The following is a 17,509-nucleotide window of genomic DNA, read 5'->3' as shown; positions in this document are numbered from 1 at the left end:
CTTGCCTCATGCCAGCCGGATACGGGGGTTCAGGAATACATAGCCAATGTCGGAGATCAGCTGTGTGACCAGAACGACGAGGACCGCGACCACCGAACAGCCGAGAAGCAGGTCGATGTCATTGTTGCCAGCGGCTTGCACAAGCGTCCAGCCGAAGCCTTTGTAGTTGAACAAAGCCTCGGTGATCACCACGCCGTTCAGCAGCCACGGGAATTGCAGCATGATCACAGTGAACGGCGCGATCAAAGCGTTGCGCAACGCGTGCTTCAGCACCACATCGCGGAACCGCACACCTTTCAGCCGCGCGGTGCGGATGTATTGCTGGGTCATCACCTCGGTCATGCTGGCGCGGGTCATCCGGGCGATATAGCCGATGCCATAAAGCGCGATGGTCAGCACCGGCAAAGCGAAGTTCCAAAAGGTGATCTTGTCCATGGCGCTTGTCGCGGTGCCAAGGAACAGCGTTTTGCCGCTGATCCAGCCCCATTCATGCAGAAGCGGCGATATCCCTGCGGTGGCGCTTGCGAAGATCGCCACCAGGATCACACCCGAGACATATTCCGGTGTGGCTGTGGTGGCGATGGCGACAATCGACAGGCTGCGGTCAAGCCGTGAGCCTTCGCGCATCCCCGACAACACCCCCATGATCAGCGAGACGGGGACCATGACGATCATCACCCACATCATCAGCCAACCGGTGGAGCCCAGCTTTTGCAGCACAGATTCCAGCACGGGTTTCTTGAACACGGTAGAAAAGCCCCATTCGCCCTGCAACACGCCACAGTATGTGGCGGCGGTGGCGGGGTCCGCGTTGTTCTGGATGCAGCGGCCGCGCGTGACACCCTTGCCATCGGTTAGCTTCCAGCCGGGGGCGACGCCAAGCCACTGCGCATAGCGGCCAAACACCGACCCACCATGGCCGTTGTTTTCGATCCAAGAGGCCACCGCCTGATCGGTCATCCGAACCGAGCCTTCGGTGCGGGCCAGCTTCTCAAGATTCGGCGGCAGGTTGGTCAGGTAGAACACGACAAAGGTCAGCGCCAGCGCAGTCAAGACCATGACGCCTAAGCGCCTTGCCACGAATTTCAACATCAATGGTTCCCCTATGCGCCAAACGATGGGCCGCTGACTGTGCGTTGTTGCCTGCGTTCAGTCTTTTATAAGTCCGGGTCGAGTGTAGTCGGGACGAAAAGGTCCGGGCACCTGAGGCGCCCGGACCAGTATCAGCTTAGGACAGCGACCACTTGTAGTGGTGATGCTCGAACGACGGATGCATATCGACGTTGACGCCTTCCTTGGCGTGGCGGAACAGCGAGCGCCAGTAAGGCTGGATGATATAGCCTTCGTCTTGCAGGATGGTTTCCAGTGTCACCATGACTTCACGGCGGGCGTCAGCGTTGTCCAACGCCAAAGCCTTGGTCATTGCCGCGTCGAAATCCGGGTTCGCCATGCCGGATTCGTTCCACGAACCGGTCGAGGTATAGGCCAGCGACATGTTCTGCACGGCCAGCGGACGGTGGTTCCAAGTGGTCGAGGAGAACGGGTACTTCTGCCAGTCGTTCCAGAAGGTCGAGCCCGGCATCACGGTGCGCTTCACCGTAGCACCAGCGTCGCGCAGCTGGGCTGCAACCGCATCGGTGGTGGCGGCTTCAAAGCCGTCGTCCAGCGAGATGATTTCGAACTCGGTCTTGTCAAGGCCAGCAGCGGTCAGTGCAGGCATCAGACCAGCCGGATCAATGACTTGCGCCGGGATCTTGGCGTATTCCGGGTGGATCGGGCAGGCGTGGTGGTTTTCTGCGGTGGTGCCCAGGCCGTTATAGCCAAGCTCCAGCACAACTTTCGGATCAACCGCTTTCTGGATCGCCTGACGAACGGCTTTGTCCTTGTAGAGATCGCCGTTGGCCGAGTTCATCCGCACCACGATGGTCGAAGCGGTAACGGCTTCGATTTTCTTCCAACCCAGACCATCCATCTGCTCGATGAAGTCGCCGGTGGTCTCGTAGTTGGTGTCGATCTCATCCGAACCGGCAAGCTGCACCATGGCAGACGGGTCGGTGCCGAAGTCGATGTAATGCACTTCGTCAAGCGGAGCAGTGCCACCCCACCAAGTGTGGTTCGGCGCGCGCACCAACACGACCTTTTGGCCAACCGAGACTTCTTGCGGGATGTAAGGCCCGGTGCCGATCGCATTGGTGGACGGGTCCGATCCATCGACATAGGAGCTATGCACCACAGCCGCCGGATAGTCGGCAAGGTTCGCCACAACGGCAATGTCAGACTGCGACATCACCAGCTTGACTGTGGCGTCATCCACTTTGACCAAAGCGCCATCGCGCAGCTTGTTGATCATCACGGCAGCGCCGGCTTCGTCTTTCTTATCGGTGCCATCGGCATTCTTCGCAGCCACCGACTCGACCAGACCGGCAAAGCGCGAAGCCATCGCGTTGCCATCCACCGAACCATCGGTCCAGCGGGTGAACATCCGCACCACGTCATCAGCCGTGAATGCGTCGCCGTTGTTCCATTTGACGCCCTGACGGACTTTCAGCGTGTATTCGGTCGCATCCGCATTGGCTTCCCAGCTGTCCAGCAGGCGACCCTCGAAGGTGCCGTCAGCGTTATACTGGATCAGATATTCCAGCCAGCCGCGATAGATGTTGGCGATCTGCGGCCAATCCGCGGTGCGCGGGTCTTTCTGGGCTTTGACTTCCATGGCGCAGCGCAGAATGCCGCCAACCTTGGCGTCTTGTGCGCGGGCCGGAGCCGACAGCCCCAGCAGGCCATAGGCCGCAGCGGCGGAAACGCCCAAAGCGGTGGTGCGCGACAGAAACTCACGACGGCTCAGCTTGCCGTCCTGAACTTCCTGCGCGTGCATGTAAGCAGCCGGGTGCAAGGCGCGCTCGGTGGTGCGGGTATCGGTCATCGGTATCTCCCTGTAAGGCTAAAGCCTTTACGTTTTTTTGGCCGTTTCTAATCTGGCGATGCGCTTGAACCGATGCGGCTTTCGGTGGCCCTTCCCCACGACGGGCACCCGAAACTTCCGCAACGGCATTGATGCGTCTCACGCCCCTATTCGGCACCTTTTCCGCCAATCCGTCAACGGCTGGATTCGCCCTTGCATGTAACGTTAGCGACATTACCCTGCCGGAATCGGTGCCCAAACCGCTGCAAAAACCGGCATCGCCCCGGCATACCATAGTGTGCCATGACTTCCGCCCCACGCGGAACATTGTCCGCCATCGCGGACGAATCGTTGCAGTCACGACAGCTTTCGCGCCAAAGGCGTCGATTGGGTCAAATCGCGCGGCGAAAAGCGCTGGGGGAAGACCCGGTCAGATGCTGAAACGCGCGGGTGAAATAGGCGGGCGAAGTAAAGCCAAGGCTGGCTCCGATCTGCCCCACCGCCATGTCGGTTTCCGCCAGCAGACGGCGGGCCTCAAAGATCCGGCGATCCTGCAACAGATCAATTGCCGAGCGCCCGCAGGTCTCGCGGCAGCAGCGCGTCAGATGAGTGGCCGTGACACCCAGATCGCAGGCCAATTCGCCCACGCCCTTGCCGCGACGAAATTCTTTCTCCAGCAGCGCGGTGAAGCGCCCGACCAAGCGCTTGGCCGCATCCGGGCGCGGGGTTTCAGCGCTGGCTTTGCTGGCTTGGCGCTCAATCCAGACACCGAGCAGCCCGAGATAATGCCGCGTCGCGCGATCATGCGCAGGGGTGTCGCTGTCCATCTCACGCTGGATCATGTCGAGCGTGACATTGACCTCTTGCTGCGCATGCACTTCACGGATGCGCAGATGCTGCGGCTCCGCTGGCAAAGTAACGGTGGAGTTTTTGCCGAAAAATACCGCTGTGCCAAACACTTGCGGACCAACCTCAAAGCCATGCATCACGCCGGGGGGAATGTAGATCGCGTTGTTGGCGGTATAGCCCCGGGTCTGGCCTGCAATGGTGATGCGGCCCTGACCCTTGGTGAACCACAGAAAACAGCCCTCTGACAAAGACCGCATCGCTTCCACCCGCCAACGCCCACCTGCCGCCAGACGCGGAATCGCGATCAACCGCATTTGATCGGTATCGGGGCCAGACTTCGGCCCGGTTTTTAGATCAGTTTTCGGGCCAGTTTTGGGTTGAGGGGTCTTCATGATGCGCTGCCTGCTTTTGTATTTTTCCAACATGTAACCGAGGGTTGCAACACAACCCAAGCAAAAAGATGGCAGGCAGCGGAAGTTATCCACAGCGGGCGCGGAAAGCTGTGGAGAACTCTGTGGGCGGAAATCAAGTGCTCAGGGCAGGGCGATCTCGCGCCAGTGTTTCATCCGCGACCGGAACCAAGTGCGCTGCCGCTTGGCGTATTGACGGCTGGCCAAAGTCGCGGCCTCTGCGGCATCGCGCAAGCTGATCTGGCCGCGCAAATGTGCCACCAACTCCGGCGCACCAATCGCCTTCGCCCAAGCCTGTGCGGGCTGCCAATGGGGCAGGGCTGCGCGCACCTCGTCCAGCGCGCCCTCGGCCAGCATCACCGCGAACCTCTGCGCGATTCGCGCATCGAGCCAAGCGACATCAGGCCGGATCACCAGCGCTTCCACCCCGGCTAGCGGCAACACCGCAGGCCCGGTTGCATCTTGCCACGAGGCCAAACCCCGCCCGGTGCTCGCCTGCACCTCCCAAGCCCGCTGCACCCGCGCGGGGTTCAACGGATCAATCCGCGCCGAAGTACCTGGGTCCAACTCGGCCAGCAGCGCCGCAATCCCCTCCTCCGCCAACCGCCGATCCGCCAGCGCGCGCACTTCAACCGGAGTCGCGGGTATCTCGCTCAACCCTTCGGTCAAAGCGCCGAAATACAGGCCCGTGCCGCCCACAATCACCACCGGACGATCCAGCACCGCCTGCACTTCCCGCAACCAATGCCCCACCGAATAAGCCTGATCGCGGCCGACATGACCATAAAGCGCGTGTTCCGCCACCGCCTCATCCGCGCGCGATGGCCGCGCCGACAACACCCGCCAGCAGTCATAAACCTGCAACGCATCGGCATTGACGATGATGCGGCCATCCCGTGCCGCCAATTCCAGCGCCAAAGCGGATTTGCCACTCGCCGTAGGTCCGGCAATCAACACCGGAGCCTCGCGCGAAATCCGGCTCACATCACAACTCACATCAGCCCTTTCACATTGGCATAAATATCCCACGGGGGTTTGGGGGTGTGAAACCCCCAAGCGGCTAGCGCAGCAAAGCGACGCCCCATGTCGCTTCCCCCGTTGAACCCGCCCCCGTTTTGCGACATTTTAGCCGCCAGTCAATCCGGCCCATCCATTCCTGCTCTTAAACCTAAGGATACCCCATGTCTCACCCCGGCGAGCCAAAAGTGACCTACAACCGGGTCATGCTGAAAATCTCCGGTGAGGCGCTGATGGGCGACCAGGGCTATGGCCTGCATCCGCCCACCGTGCAGCGCATCGCCGAAGAGGTCAAATCCGTGCGCGATCTGGGTGTTGAGATCTGCATGGTGATCGGCGGCGGCAATATCTTCCGCGGTCTGGCAGGCAGCGCTCAGGGCATGGAGCGGACGACCGCCGATTATATGGGCATGCTCGCCACCGTGATGAACGCCCTCGCCATGCAATCGGCGCTCGAATCCATCGGCGTCTTTACCCGCGTCATCTCGGCCATCCCGATGGATCAGGTCTGCGAGCCCTACATCCGCCGCCGCGCCGTGCGCCACCTTGAGAAAAAGCGCGTCTGCATCTTTGCCGCAGGCACCGGCAATCCGTATTTCACCACCGACACCGCGGCCACCCTGCGCGCCAACGAAATGGCCTGTCAGGCGATCTTCAAGGGCACCAAGGTCGATGGCGTTTATGACAAAGACCCAAAAAAACACGCCGACGCCAAGCGCTACGACACCGTGACCTATGACGAAGTGCTGCAAAAACACCTCGGCGTGATGGATGCTTCTGCCATCGCCTTGGCGCGCGACAACGACCTGCCGATCATCGTGTTCAGCTTGGACGAACCCGGTGGCTTCAAAACCATCCTCGCGGGGCAGGGCACCTACACAAGGGTGCACGGGTAGGGCGGGGTTCACCCCGCCACTGCCTAAACCCCTATACCTGCCAAACCACTTGCTGTTATAGAACGGCAAAAGCCCAACCACTTTGGGCCGAAGACACGAAGGAAGACCCTATGTCGGACGATCTTGAAATTGACCTCGACGCCATCCAGCGCCGGATGGACGGTGCGATGAACGCGCTGAAGGTGGAATTTGCCTCGCTGCGCACCGGCCGCGCTTCGGCCTCGATCGTCGAGCCGATCATGGTCGATGCTTATGGCCAAATGACCCCGATCAACCAGCTGGGCACCGTCAACGTGCCGGAACCGCGCATGGTGGTGATCAACGTCTGGGATAAGGCGATGATTTCCAAGGTCGAAAAAGCCATCCGCGAAAGTGGTATCGGCATCAACCCGGTGACCGATGGCCCGCTGATCCGGCTGCCGATCCCGGAGCTGAACGAAGAACGCCGCAAGCAGTTGACCAAGGTTGCCGCAGGCTACGCCGAGAACACCAAAGTCGCCATTCGCAACGTGCGCCGCGATGGCATGGACCAGATCAAGAAGGCCAAAGCCGCTGGCATGGGCGAGGATGACCAAAAGATGTGGTCGGATGAGGTGCAAGACCTCACCGACAAAGCCATCCTTGCCGTGGATCGTGCGCTGGAACACAAACAAGCCGAGATCATGCAGGTTTAACGCCTTGGCGCGCAGGCCAACTGCGCGCCACATTCTGTACAAATTTCCGGCCCATATTCGGGCGACTTCACAAGGTAGGGCGCGGTCCTTGGGCGATAAATCCGACACAAAGACCCGCGAGGCAGCGCATGTCGCCATCATCATGGATGGCAACGGCCGCTGGGCCACCAATCGCGGCTGGCCCCGGCTGGTCGGTCACCGCAAAGGTGCCGAACGGGTCAAACAAATCGTCCGCGCCGCCCCCGAAATCGGCATCCAATGGCTGACGATCTACGCGTTTTCCACCGAGAACTGGAAACGCTCGACCGAAGAAGTCCTCGGTCTGATGTCGATCTTCGCCCGTTACATCGAACGTGAGGCCGATCGTCTGGCGGCTGACGGCGTGCGGATGCGCTTCATTGGCGACCGCAGCAAGCTTGACGCCAAATTGCAACGCCTGATGACCGGGATTGAGGCGCGCACCGCTGGCCTCACCCGGCTGAACCTCACCGTGGCGATCAATTACGGGGGCCGCGATGAGATCACCCGCACCATCCGCGCGCTTGCTGCCGAGGCGGCTGCTGGCCGCATTGACCCGGCCCAGATCACCGACGCGACGATCAGCCAGCACCTTGATACCGCCAATATCCCCGACCCTGATCTGGTGATCCGCACCAGCGGAGAAACCCGCACCTCGAATTTCCTGCCATGGCAGGCCGCCTATGCCGAATACGAATTCACCGAAACCCTGTGGCCGGATTTCACCATTGATGAGTTGGTCGCCATCCTTGCCCGCTTTGGCCATCGGGACCGCCGTTTCGGCGGCGTGGCAACGGCATGAGCCTGCAATCCGCGCAATGGGGCGATCTGAAGCCACGCGTGCTGTCGGCGGCGGTGATGCTGGCGGTGGGTGCGGTGGAGATTTGGCTGGGTGGCTGGTGGTTCCTGATCCTGATCACGCTGCTGACGGCGGTGATGATCTGGGAACTCGCCCGGCTGTCGCAGCCCGCTGAACCCCGCCTCGCGCTGGCCATCGCCGCGCTTGCCGCCCTCTGCATGATCGCGGATGAGGGCTGGCCCTCGGTTTCGGCGTGGATCGTATTTCCCCTCGTGCCCTTGGCTTTCATGGCCACACCGCGCCGCCAACAAAAAGCAGTCGCGGCGATTTCGGTGGCGGTTCTGGTCTCGGGCCACGGCTTGTTCGTGCTGCGCGACGAGCAGGGCACTATCGCCTTTCTGTGGCTGCTGGGCGTGGTGATCGTGTCCGACGTGATGGGCTATTTTGCTGGGCGCATCTTGGGCGGGCCGAAATTCTGGCCCGCGATCAGCCCGAAGAAAACATGGTCTGGCACCATTGCGGGCTGGATCGGGGCTGCGGTTTTGGGCGCTTGCTTCGTTCTGGCCGGGCACGGCAGCGTCTGGCTGATTGTGTTGTCTCCCTTTGTTTCCTTCGCAGGCCAGATGGGGGATATTGTGGAAAGCTGGCTGAAACGCCGGGTCGGCGCGAAGGACAGCTCTGCCCTGATCCCCGGCCATGGTGGCGTGCTGGATCGTTTTGACGCGTTGACCGGGGCAATGGTGCTGGTGATGATCCTCACCAGCAATCGTTTCTTTGATCTGCCGATTGGGGGCTAGATGCGCTCGATTTCGGTCTTTGGTGCCACCGGATCGGTGGGGGAAAGCACATTTGATCTGCTGATGCGCGAAGGCGGGGCGGAAGCCTACCGCACGGTCGCTTTGACAGGGGGGCGCAATGTGGCGCGACTGGCGCAGATGGCGATTGCCCTGCGCGCCGAAGTCGCGGTGACGGCCTTTGACGATTGCTTGGCCCCGCTGCGTGAGGCTCTGGCAGGCACTGGCATTGCCGTCGCTGCTGGCACCCAAGCCGTGCATGACGCCGCCGACCGCCCCGCCGATTGGGTGATGAGCGCGATTGTGGGTGCTGCTGGTCTGGTGCCGGGGATGCGCGCCTTGCGTCACGGCGGCAAGCTGGCGCTGGCGAATAAGGAAAGCTTGGTGACGGCTGGTCAGTTGCTGATGGCGACGGCGGCGGCCAATGAAGCCACGGTGCTGCCGGTGGATTCTGAGCACTCCGCGATCTTTCAGGCGCTGGTCGGCGAAGATCTGGCGGCGGTAGAACGCATCATCCTGACCGCCTCGGGTGGCGCGTTGCGCGATTGGCCGCTGGAGCGCCTCTGCGATGCCACCGTGACCGAAGCTTTGGCGCATCCGAACTGGAGCATGGGCGCACGCATCACCATCGATTCGGCTTCGATGTTTAACAAAGCCCTGGAAGTTATTGAAACTCGTGAGTTTTTCGGGGTTGATCCCGCGCAGATCGAGGTGATCATTCACCCCGAATCCATCATTCATTCCCTCGTCGGTTTCCGCGATGGCGCGGTGATGGCCCACCTAGGTGCGCCCGATATGCGCCATCCCATCGGCTATGCCTTGCACTGGCCCCACCGCCAAACCCTGCCCGTGGCGCGTCTTGACCTTGCCGCTTTGGGCGGTCTGACCTTCCGCGCCCCCGATGAGACCCGCTTTCCCGCGCTGCGTTTGGCGCGCGACGTGATGACGATCCGTGGCCTTGCTGGCGCTGCCTTCAACGCCGCCAAAGAGATCGCCTTGGATCATTTCATCGCAGGCGGGCTTGGCTTCATGCAGATGGCTGCCGTAGTTGAGGCTACACTTAACCGTGTTTCGTCAGATTGCAGCCTTGGAATCGCCGCCCTCACCCTTGAGGATGTGCTGCAAATGGATCATCTGGCACGGATCAGGGCCGCCGAGGCGGTGAAAATGGTAAAGGGCAGCTAGCGTGGATTTCAGCAGCTTTGCGGCGTCATTTGGCGGTGCGGTTTGGTCGGGCCTGTTCTTCATCGTCGCGGTGGCGGTGATCGTCGCGGTGCATGAATACGGCCATTACATCGTCGGGCGCTGGTCTGGCATCCATGCCGAGGTGTTCTCGTTAGGCTTCGGCCCGGTGGTGTATTCTCGGGTCGATAAACGCGGCACCAGATGGCAGATCGCGGCGCTGCCGATTGGCGGCTATGTGAAATTCCTCGGCGACAAAGACGCAGCCTCTGCCCCCGATCAGGCGGCTTTGGGGGGTCTCACGCCGGAAGAAAAACGCCACACCATGTTCGGCGCACCGCTTTGGGCCCGCGCCGCGACCGTCGCCGCAGGCCCGGTCTTCAACTTCATCCTCGCCCTGATCGTGTTCATCGGCCTGATCACCTACACTGGGGTTGCCACCGAAGTCCCCGTGGTGGGCCACGTCAATGCCTCGCCCTTTGTCGGGGAGACCATCCAACCCGGCGATAAAATTCTGGCGCTGAACGGTACCGCCACCCCCGATATCGAAACCTTCGCCAATACCGCCAACGCGCTGCCCCCCGCAGCTGCCGTCACCTACAGCATTGAACGCGACGGCAAAACGCTCGACGTGCAAGGCGCGCATCCATTCCTGCCAATGGTCGGTGCGGTGATGCCGCGCAACGCGGGCGGCGATGCTGGTATTCAAGTTGGCGATGTGATCATCCAAGCCGCTGGCCAAGATGTGACCGCCTTCAGCCAGCTTCCCGCTTTGGTTGAAGCCAGTGCAGGCCAACCCATCGCGCTGAAAATCTGGCGCAATGGTGAGGCGGGGGGCCAGATCATCGACATTACCCTGTCCCCCAACCGCCGCGATCTGCCGAAAGACGGCGGCGGCTTTGAAACCCGTTGGATGATCGGCCTGTCGGGTGGGATGTTGTTCCAGCCGCAAACCCGCCAGCCGGGGCCTTGGGAAACTGTCACCCTTGCCGTCGATCAGGCTTATTTCACTGCGAAATCCTCGCTTTCCGGGCTGTGGCACATCGTCACCGGCCAGATCAGCACCTGCAACCTCTCTGGTCCGGTCGGTATGGCCGAGGTGATGGGCGACGCCGCCCGCCAAGGGCTAGAGCAGTTCGTCGGCTATCTCGGCATGATGTCGCTGGGCATTGGCCTGCTCAATCTGTTCCCGATCCCGGTGCTGGACGGCGGCCATCTGGTGTTCTTCGCCTATGAAGCTGTGTTCCGCCGCCCGCCGGCACCTGCCGTGATGAACATCCTGATGCTGATCGGCCTTGTCGCGGTGCTCAGCTTCATGTTCTTCGCTTTGGGCAATGATTTCACCTGCAAATAAGACCGGGCAAAGAGCGCCGCCCCCCCCACCAGCCACAGTACTGCCACATTCCCGGCGTAGATTTTCCCCATCATCTGATGCGGAAAGGGCAAGACCATGCAAGCAGTCATGAAAAGCTACAAAGGCCTGTCGCTGCTGGTCTGGCTGAACTGGGACCGCCTGTTCACCGTCGGCACCGTGGTTGTCGGTCTGCTGGCAGGTGCCTTCCTGGGCACGGCGCTGTTTCACCGCTGATCTTGGCGCAAAACTGCGGCCCAGATTATCCTCGCATTGCTTACGATTTTCCCGGCCATCCTTTTGACATTGCTTGCGGTTACAGGTAGTCAGATGCACAGGATTTAGTGCATTCAGGAGCGGCTCATGCGGGAAACAGCAAGCGCAGGTATCACGCGCAAGGGGATGCTCCGAGGCCTCATGCGCCCAACCCTTGTTGCAATTCTGCTTTCCAGCGCAATGGTTTCTGAACCGTTCCTCACGCTTGCCCATGCCGAAAGCTACAGCTTCAGCAGCGTCACCGTGGAAGGCAACGCGCGCGTCGATGCCGCCACGATCCTGAAATATGCGGGAATCGCTCGCGGTGAGACTTTGCAAGCCGGGCAGTTGAATGACGCCTACCAACGGATTTTCGCCTCGGGATTGTTTGAAACTGTTGATCTTGTGCCACAGGGCAGCACCCTGTTGATCAAGGTCAAAGAGCTGCCGATGCTGAATGTTGTCGATTTTCAGGGCAATAAACTGGTCAAAGACGAAAAGCTGACCGAACTGGTCAAATCGAAATCGCGGCTGGTCTACAATCCGGCGCAGGCCGAGGCTGATGCGGCGCAAATCTCGGAAGCCTATCGGGTGCAGGGCCGTCTGGCCGCCACGGTTGACCCAAAAATCATCCGCCGCTCGGACAACCGCGTCGATCTGGTGTTCGAGATCACCGAAGGCAAAGTCGTCGAAAACGAAGGTATTTCCTTTGTCGGCAACCGCTCTTTCAGCGATCGCCGCCTGAAGCAAGTGCTGCAAACCAAGCAAGCAGGTTTCCTGCGTCAGTTGATCAAATCCGATACTTTCGTGCCGGAACGGCTGGAAGTCGACAAGCAGATGCTGCGCGATTTCTATATGTCGCGTGGTTATATCGACGTGCAAGTGGTGGATGCCACCGGGCAGTTATCACGCGAACGCGATGCGACCTTTGTGACCTATACCGTCAAAGAAGGCCAAAGCTGGAAGATCGGCAAGGTCAGCACGGTATCCGAGGTTGAAGGCGTCGATGCTGCCGAATTTGCCGCTGTGCAAAAGATGCGCTCGGGCGTCACCTATTCGCCCTCGATCATCGACAACAACATCGCCCGAATGGAAAATCTGGCTCTGCGCAAGGGCCTCAACTTTGTCAGCGTCGAGCCGCGTCTGATCCGCAATGAGCGTGGCCAGACTTTGGATGTCGAATACGTCATCAAGCGCGGTCAGAAGGTCTTCGTTGAACGCATTGATATTGAAGGCAATACCACAACCCTCGACCAAGTGGTGCGCCGTCAGTTCCGCACCGTCGAAGGCGACCCCTTCAACCCGCGCGAAATCCGTCAGGCCGCCGAGCGCATCCGCGCGCTTGGTTTCTTCACCGATGCCAAAGTCGATGCCAAACCCGGCAGCAACCCGGATGAGATCGTCGTTAACGTCGATGTCGAAGAAAAACCCACCGGCTCGATCAGCTTTGGCGCAAGCTTTGGCACCAGCTCGGGTCTTGGTCTGAACCTCGGCTTCTCGGAAACCAACTTCTTGGGGCGCGGGCAAGCTTTTGCGGTCAATATCTCGACCGCTTCGGATACCAAAAACAGTGGCATCTCGTTTGTGGAACCGGCTTTGCTGGGCCGCGATCTGAAGCTGAAACTGGGTGCTTCGTATAATGAAACCAACAACGCTAGCGCGCTCTATGATACCCGCGCTGTTGGGATCACCACCGGGCTTGAATTCCCGTTGTCCGAGCAATCGCGGCTGGAGTTGCGGTATAAGGCGTTCCAGGATACCGTGAAGGATGTGACTTCGACTTCAGCGTTGCTGATCGCCGAGGGCGAGCGTGGCGCTGAATTCGGCTCTGGTCTGGGCTATAGCTACACGTTCGACAACCGCGTCACCGGTCTGAACCCGAAAAGCAGCCTGTTGTTCCGCTTCGGGCAGGATTTTGTCGGTCTGGGCGGCGATGCGAAATACGTTGAGACCACGGCGCTGGCAGTGGCTGAAACCAAGGTTTTCAACGAAGACGTCACGCTGCGTGCGGTGTTTGAAGGTGGTGCGGTCAACAGCTTTGGTGGTTATGACACCCGCGTCACCGACCGCTATTTCGCTAACGGCAAAATGCGTGGTTTTGACACCAACGGCATCGGCCCGCGCACGGCGGCAGGCGACGCCTTGGGCGGCAATTTCTACGCCACGATGAAGCTAGAGGCCGAGTTCCCGCTGGGCCTGCCGGAAGAATATGGCATCACCGGCGGCGTGTTCTACGACATGGGCTCGGTCTGGGGCTTGGATAACAACCCCGACGCAGTAGACGACAGCGCCCATCTACGCGCCGCCGTAGGTGTTTCGATCCTGTGGACCACGCCAATCGGCCCGCTGCGGTTCAACTTCTCGAATGCGATCAAGAAAGAAAGCTATGACGAAGAGCAAAGCTTCGATCTGACCATCGCGACGAAATTCTGATGAAACGGCAGGCGGCAGGGCTGGCTTTGGCGCTGCTGCTTGGCGTGTTCCCGCAGGCCTCAACGGCGCAAAGTGTGGTGCAAAAAACCGCCATCGTGACGCTGGATCAGGATCAGTTGTATCTCGGCACGCAATATGGCCGCGCTTTGCAGGCCAAATTCGAGTCCGAATCCGCCGCTCTGCTCGCGGAAAACCGCAAAATCGATGCGGCGCTTGAGGCTGAGGAACGCGACCTGACCACCAAACGCGCCACGATGACCGCGCAAAACTTCCGCCCCTTGGCAGAGGCTTTCGACAATAAAGCCAATGAGTTGCGCAAAGCTCAAGACCTGAAATCCACCGATCTTGCCAAGTCACGTGACGCGGACAGGCAGGCGTTCTTTCAGGCCGTCGCCCCGATTTTGGGCGATTATATGGTGGAACGCGGCGCTGTGGCCATCCTGGATAAATCCGCCATCGTGGTCAGCCTCGGTTCGATCGACATCACCAAAGAGGTGATCGCCCGCATCGACACAAGACTGGGTGACGGCAGCAAACCAGCGGCTCCCAATCCCCCGCCACCCAATCCTCCGGCCCCCGCGCCCTAAGCCTTACGGCCGCAGGCTTGTTTTACCCGGCGGTTTTCGCTAGTCAGATCACATGCCCCGCCAAGAGGGCCGCACCCTCGGAGATCCCATGACCGACCAACCCGCAGCCCCGCTGTCCGCCGACCTCGCGCTGATCCAGCGCATCATTCCGCACCGCTATCCCTTCCTCTTGGTCGATAAGGTGCGCGACATTTACCCCAACAAATCCTGCGTCGGCATCAAGAACGTCACCTTTAATGAGCCGCAATTCCAAGGCCATTTCCCCGGCATGCCGATCTTCCCCGGCGTGATGATCATCGAGGCGATGGCGCAAACAAGCGGCATCCTCGTCGGCCTGTCGATGGACCTGGTCGATAAAAACGCCACCGTGTTCTTCATGGGCGTCGACGCGGTGAAATTCCGCCGCAAAGTCGTGCCCGGCGATGTGATGGAACTCCACGTCACCGCCCTGCGCGGCGGCGGTCGGGTGTGGAAATTCGCCGGTCGCGCTATGGTCGATGGTGAACTCGCCTGCGAGGCCGAATTCATGGCGATGTTTGACGTGCCGAAGAAAGCCTGATCATGGCCATCCACGGAACCGCCCTTGTCCACCCATCGGCCTTTGTCGAGGAAGGTGCCACGATTGGCCCCGATTGCTTCATCGGCCCCTTCGCGCTGATCGGGGCCGAGGTCACTCTGGCCAAAGGCGTCACCGTGAAATCCCATGCCGTGGTCACCGGCTGGACGGAGATCGGCGAAGACACCACGATTTTCCCCTTCGCCTGCGTCGGCGAGGTGCCGCAAGACCTGAAATTCAACGGTGAACGCACCCGGCTGATCGTCGGCGCACGCTGCAAAATCCGCGAAGGCGCTACCCTGAACACCGGCACGGCGGGTGGCGGCGGTATCACCCGCATCGGCGATGATTGCCTGCTGATGACGGGCTCCCACATCGGCCACGACGCGCAACTCGGAAACCGTATCGTGCTCGCCAACCAAGTCGCCATCGCCGGGCACTGCCAGATTGGCGATGATGTGATCATCGGTGGGTTGTCGGGCATCCACCAATGGGTCCGCATCGGGCGCGGTGCCATCATCGGCGCTGTCACGATGGTGACGAATGATGTGCTGCCCTACGGCCTCGTGCAAGGCCCGCGCGGCGTGCTCGATGGCCTGAACCTCGTCGGCCTGAAACGCCGGGGTGTCGAGCGCAGCGACATCTCCGCCATGCGCGTCGCCTATCAGGCTTTGGCGCAGGGCGAGGGCTCTTTCCTCGACCGCGCCCGCCATCTGGCCGAAGACACCGACAGCGACTACGTGCGTGAGATGACCGATTTCATCCTGTCCGCCACTGACCGCTCGTTCCTGACACCAAAATGAGCAAACTTGCGATCATCGCAGGGCAGGGCGCTCTGCCTGCGGCTTTGGTCGCAGCCCTACCGGATCGCCCGATGATCTGCGCGCTGGACGGTTTTGCGCCCGAGGGCCTAGAGGTCGATCAAATCTTCCGCGTCGAACGCCTCGCTCTGTTCCTGCGCCTGCTCGAAGACCAAGGCATCACCGAAGTGATCTTTGCAGGCGCGGTGCAACGTCCCCGCCTCGACCCGTCACTGTTCGATCCGCAAACCGCGCAAATGGTGCCGCGCCTGCTCGCCGCCATGCAGGCTGGCGACGACGCCACCCTGCGCGCAGTTATCGCGATCTTTGAGGAAGCGGGCTTTGACGTGGTCGGCGTCGAAGCCATCGCCCCCGCCCTCCTCCCCGCCGCAGGCGTGCTCACCGGAACCCTCACCCGGCAGCACGAATCCGACGCTGCCCGGGCCGAAACCATCACCGCAGCCCTCGGCGCCGTCGATGTAGGCCAAGGCTGCGTCGTGGCCCTTGGCCTCTGCCTCGCTGTTGAGGCGCTGCCCGGCACTGATGCCATGCTCACCAGCCTCAGCCAAATCCCCGCCAGCCTGCGCCCGAAAGGCGGCCTGTTCTATAAAGCCGCCAAACCCGGCCAAGACCGCCGCATTGATCTGCCCACCATCGGCGTCGAGACCATCCGTCTCGCAGCCGAGGCGGGCCTGTCTGGCATAGCCTTCCAAGCAGGCTCGGTGATCTGCCTTGATTTGCCGCAAATGATCACGGCAGCGCAGGCAAACGGCCTGTTGCTATGGGCACGCTAAATCTGTTCCTGATCGCAGGCGAACCCTCTGGTGATCGCTTGGGGGCGGCGCTGATGGCGGGTCTGAAAACCCTGCATCCCGAGGTGTCCTTCCAAGGCGTCGGCGGCCCGTTGATGCAGGCCGAGGGGCTGAACAGCCTGTTCCCGATGGAAGAACTCTCGATCATGGGCATCGCGGAAGTGCTGCCGAAATACTTCCACCTCAAACGCCGTATCCGCGAGACCGCAGCCGCCGCCCTCGCCGCCAGCCCCGCCGCCTTGATCACCATAGACTCCCCCGACTTCTGTCTGCGCGTCGCCAAGATCGTCAAAGCGGCGAACCCCAAGCTGCGCACCATCCATTACGTCGCGCCTTCGGTCTGGGCATGGCGCCCGGGACGTGCCGCCAAAATGGCCAAAGTCATCGACCACGTTCTGGCCCTGTTGCCGTTCGAGCCGCCCTATATGACCGCCGCAGGTATGAGCTGCGATTTCGTCGGCCATCCGGTGGTGTCAGAACCCCTCGCCACGCCAGCGGAAATCGCCCAACTCGCAGGCCAGGGCCCGCTGATCCTAACGCTTCCCGGCTCGCGCAAAGGCGAAGTCACCCGCCTCGCCCCAGTCATCGGCGAGGTCCTCGCCCTGATCAAAGCCCAACACCCCAACGCCCGCGTCGCCCTGCCCACCGTACGAGGCGTCGCCGATCTGGTCCGCAGCCTGACCGCCACTTGGCCGATCCAACCACAGATCATCACCGACCCCGCCCTGAAACGCGCCGCCTTCGCTGCGGCAGACGTGGCGATTGCCGCCTCTGGCACCGTCTCGCTGGAACTTGCGGCCAACAGCTGCCCGATGGTGATCGCCTACGACATGCATCCGCTCACGCTCTGGCTGATGCGCCGCGCCGCGCTGATCGACACCGTGACGCTGGTCAACCTCGTCTCAGAAACCCGCACCGTCCCGGAATTCATCGGCGAAAACTGCAGAGCCGCTCTGATCGCCCCAGCGCTGCTCAACCTGCTGGAAAACCCGCACAGCCAAGACGCAGCGATGCATCTCACCATGCAGCGCTTGGGGCAGGGCTTCGAGCCCCCCGGCCTGCGGGCCGCAAAATCCGTCCTTGCCGTGCTGCCAAAGTAGCTAAACTTTATCTAAAATTGCTTTCATCTTGGCGAAAATATCCCACAGGGGTCCGGGGGTGTGAAACCCCCGGC

At 61.1% G+C, this 17,509-nt stretch carries 17 protein-coding genes; 13 read left to right on the top strand and 4 right to left on the bottom strand.

What is annotated here, in order from left to right:
* Positions 1-6 precede the first annotated feature (6 nt).
* From AKV04_RS00845 to miaA, 4 genes are all read right to left on the bottom strand, one after another.
* Complete coding sequence (locus tag AKV04_RS00845) at positions 7-1,092, bottom strand: ABC transporter permease (RefSeq protein ID WP_054004587.1); 1,086 nt, start codon at positions 1,090-1,092, stop codon at positions 7-9.
* A gap of 136 nt (positions 1,093-1,228) precedes the next feature.
* A complete protein-coding gene (locus AKV04_RS00840; protein WP_054004586.1) occupies positions 1,229-2,923 on the bottom strand; it encodes an ABC transporter substrate-binding protein in 1,695 nt (564 codons plus the stop codon).
* A 371-nt stretch (positions 2,924-3,294) separates the two neighbouring features.
* Entirely contained in the window at positions 3,295-4,143 is an 849-nt protein-coding gene (locus tag AKV04_RS00835) for an AraC family transcriptional regulator (RefSeq protein WP_082351480.1), read from the bottom strand.
* A 141-nt stretch (positions 4,144-4,284) separates the two neighbouring features.
* Entirely contained in the window at positions 4,285-5,145 is an 861-nt protein-coding gene (miaA, locus tag AKV04_RS00830) for a tRNA (adenosine(37)-N6)-dimethylallyltransferase MiaA (RefSeq protein WP_162232811.1), read from the bottom strand.
* 197 nt (positions 5,146-5,342) lie between these two features.
* Between miaA and pyrH the strand changes: the two genes are divergently transcribed.
* The 13 genes from pyrH (at position 5,343) to lpxB (ending at position 17,435) form a co-directional block, all read left to right on the top strand.
* The gene (gene pyrH / locus AKV04_RS00825; protein ID WP_054004584.1) at positions 5,343-6,074 is read left to right on the top strand and encodes a UMP kinase; all 732 of its coding nucleotides are present in this window, start codon (positions 5,343-5,345) and stop codon (positions 6,072-6,074) included.
* Between the two features lie 110 nt (positions 6,075-6,184).
* Positions 6,185-6,748, top strand: coding sequence for a ribosome recycling factor (gene frr / locus AKV04_RS00820; protein ID WP_054004583.1), 564 nt, complete (start codon positions 6,185-6,187; stop codon positions 6,746-6,748).
* 142 nt (positions 6,749-6,890) lie between these two features.
* Positions 6,891-7,568 (top strand): polyprenyl diphosphate synthase, encoded by a 678-nt coding sequence (uppS, locus tag AKV04_RS00815; RefSeq protein WP_235815501.1) that lies wholly within the window; start codon positions 6,891-6,893, stop codon positions 7,566-7,568.
* Positions 7,565-8,362, top strand: a complete 798-nt coding sequence (locus AKV04_RS25935) for a phosphatidate cytidylyltransferase (RefSeq protein ID WP_054004581.1) — start codon at positions 7,565-7,567, stop codon at positions 8,360-8,362. The genes uppS and AKV04_RS25935 overlap by 4 nt, the downstream gene beginning before the upstream one ends.
* Positions 8,363-9,544, top strand: a complete 1,182-nt coding sequence (gene dxr / locus AKV04_RS25930) for a 1-deoxy-D-xylulose-5-phosphate reductoisomerase (RefSeq protein ID WP_054004580.1) — start codon at positions 8,363-8,365, stop codon at positions 9,542-9,544. It begins immediately after the preceding gene.
* A gap of 1 nt (position 9,545) precedes the next feature.
* A complete protein-coding gene (gene rseP / locus AKV04_RS00800; RefSeq protein WP_054004579.1) occupies positions 9,546-10,895 on the top strand; it encodes an RIP metalloprotease RseP in 1,350 nt (449 codons plus the stop codon).
* Positions 10,896-10,991: 96 nt separating this feature from the next.
* On the top strand, positions 10,992-11,129 hold the full coding sequence (locus tag AKV04_RS26600; protein WP_202905541.1) for a hypothetical protein: 138 nt from the start codon (positions 10,992-10,994) through the stop codon (positions 11,127-11,129).
* 180 nt (positions 11,130-11,309) lie between these two features.
* The gene (gene bamA, locus AKV04_RS00795; RefSeq protein WP_162232810.1) at positions 11,310-13,580 is read left to right on the top strand and encodes an outer membrane protein assembly factor BamA; all 2,271 of its coding nucleotides are present in this window, start codon (positions 11,310-11,312) and stop codon (positions 13,578-13,580) included.
* On the top strand, positions 13,580-14,167 hold the full coding sequence (locus tag AKV04_RS00790) for an OmpH family outer membrane protein (RefSeq protein ID WP_054004577.1): 588 nt from the start codon (positions 13,580-13,582) through the stop codon (positions 14,165-14,167). The genes bamA and AKV04_RS00790 overlap by 1 nt, the downstream gene beginning before the upstream one ends.
* Positions 14,168-14,255: 88 nt before the next feature.
* Entirely contained in the window at positions 14,256-14,726 is a 471-nt protein-coding gene (gene fabZ, locus AKV04_RS00785; RefSeq protein ID WP_054004576.1) for a 3-hydroxyacyl-ACP dehydratase FabZ, read from the top strand.
* Between the two features lie 2 nt (positions 14,727-14,728).
* Positions 14,729-15,526, top strand: a complete 798-nt coding sequence (lpxA, locus tag AKV04_RS00780; protein ID WP_054004575.1) for an acyl-ACP--UDP-N-acetylglucosamine O-acyltransferase — start codon at positions 14,729-14,731, stop codon at positions 15,524-15,526.
* Complete coding sequence (locus AKV04_RS00775; protein WP_054004574.1) at positions 15,523-16,317, top strand: LpxI family protein; 795 nt, start codon at positions 15,523-15,525, stop codon at positions 16,315-16,317. The genes lpxA and AKV04_RS00775 overlap by 4 nt, the downstream gene beginning before the upstream one ends.
* Positions 16,305-17,435, top strand: a complete 1,131-nt coding sequence (gene lpxB / locus AKV04_RS00770; RefSeq protein WP_054004573.1) for a lipid-A-disaccharide synthase — start codon at positions 16,305-16,307, stop codon at positions 17,433-17,435. The genes AKV04_RS00775 and lpxB overlap by 13 nt, the downstream gene beginning before the upstream one ends.
* The last annotated feature ends 74 nt before the right edge of the window (positions 17,436-17,509 follow it).

Source organism: Cypionkella psychrotolerans, assembly GCF_001294535.1.
GTDB classification, from domain to species: Bacteria; Pseudomonadota; Alphaproteobacteria; order Rhodobacterales; family Rhodobacteraceae; genus Cypionkella; species Cypionkella psychrotolerans.
Note: the sequence above shows the minus strand (reverse complement) of the source record. Positions and strands in the feature narration are given on the sequence as shown.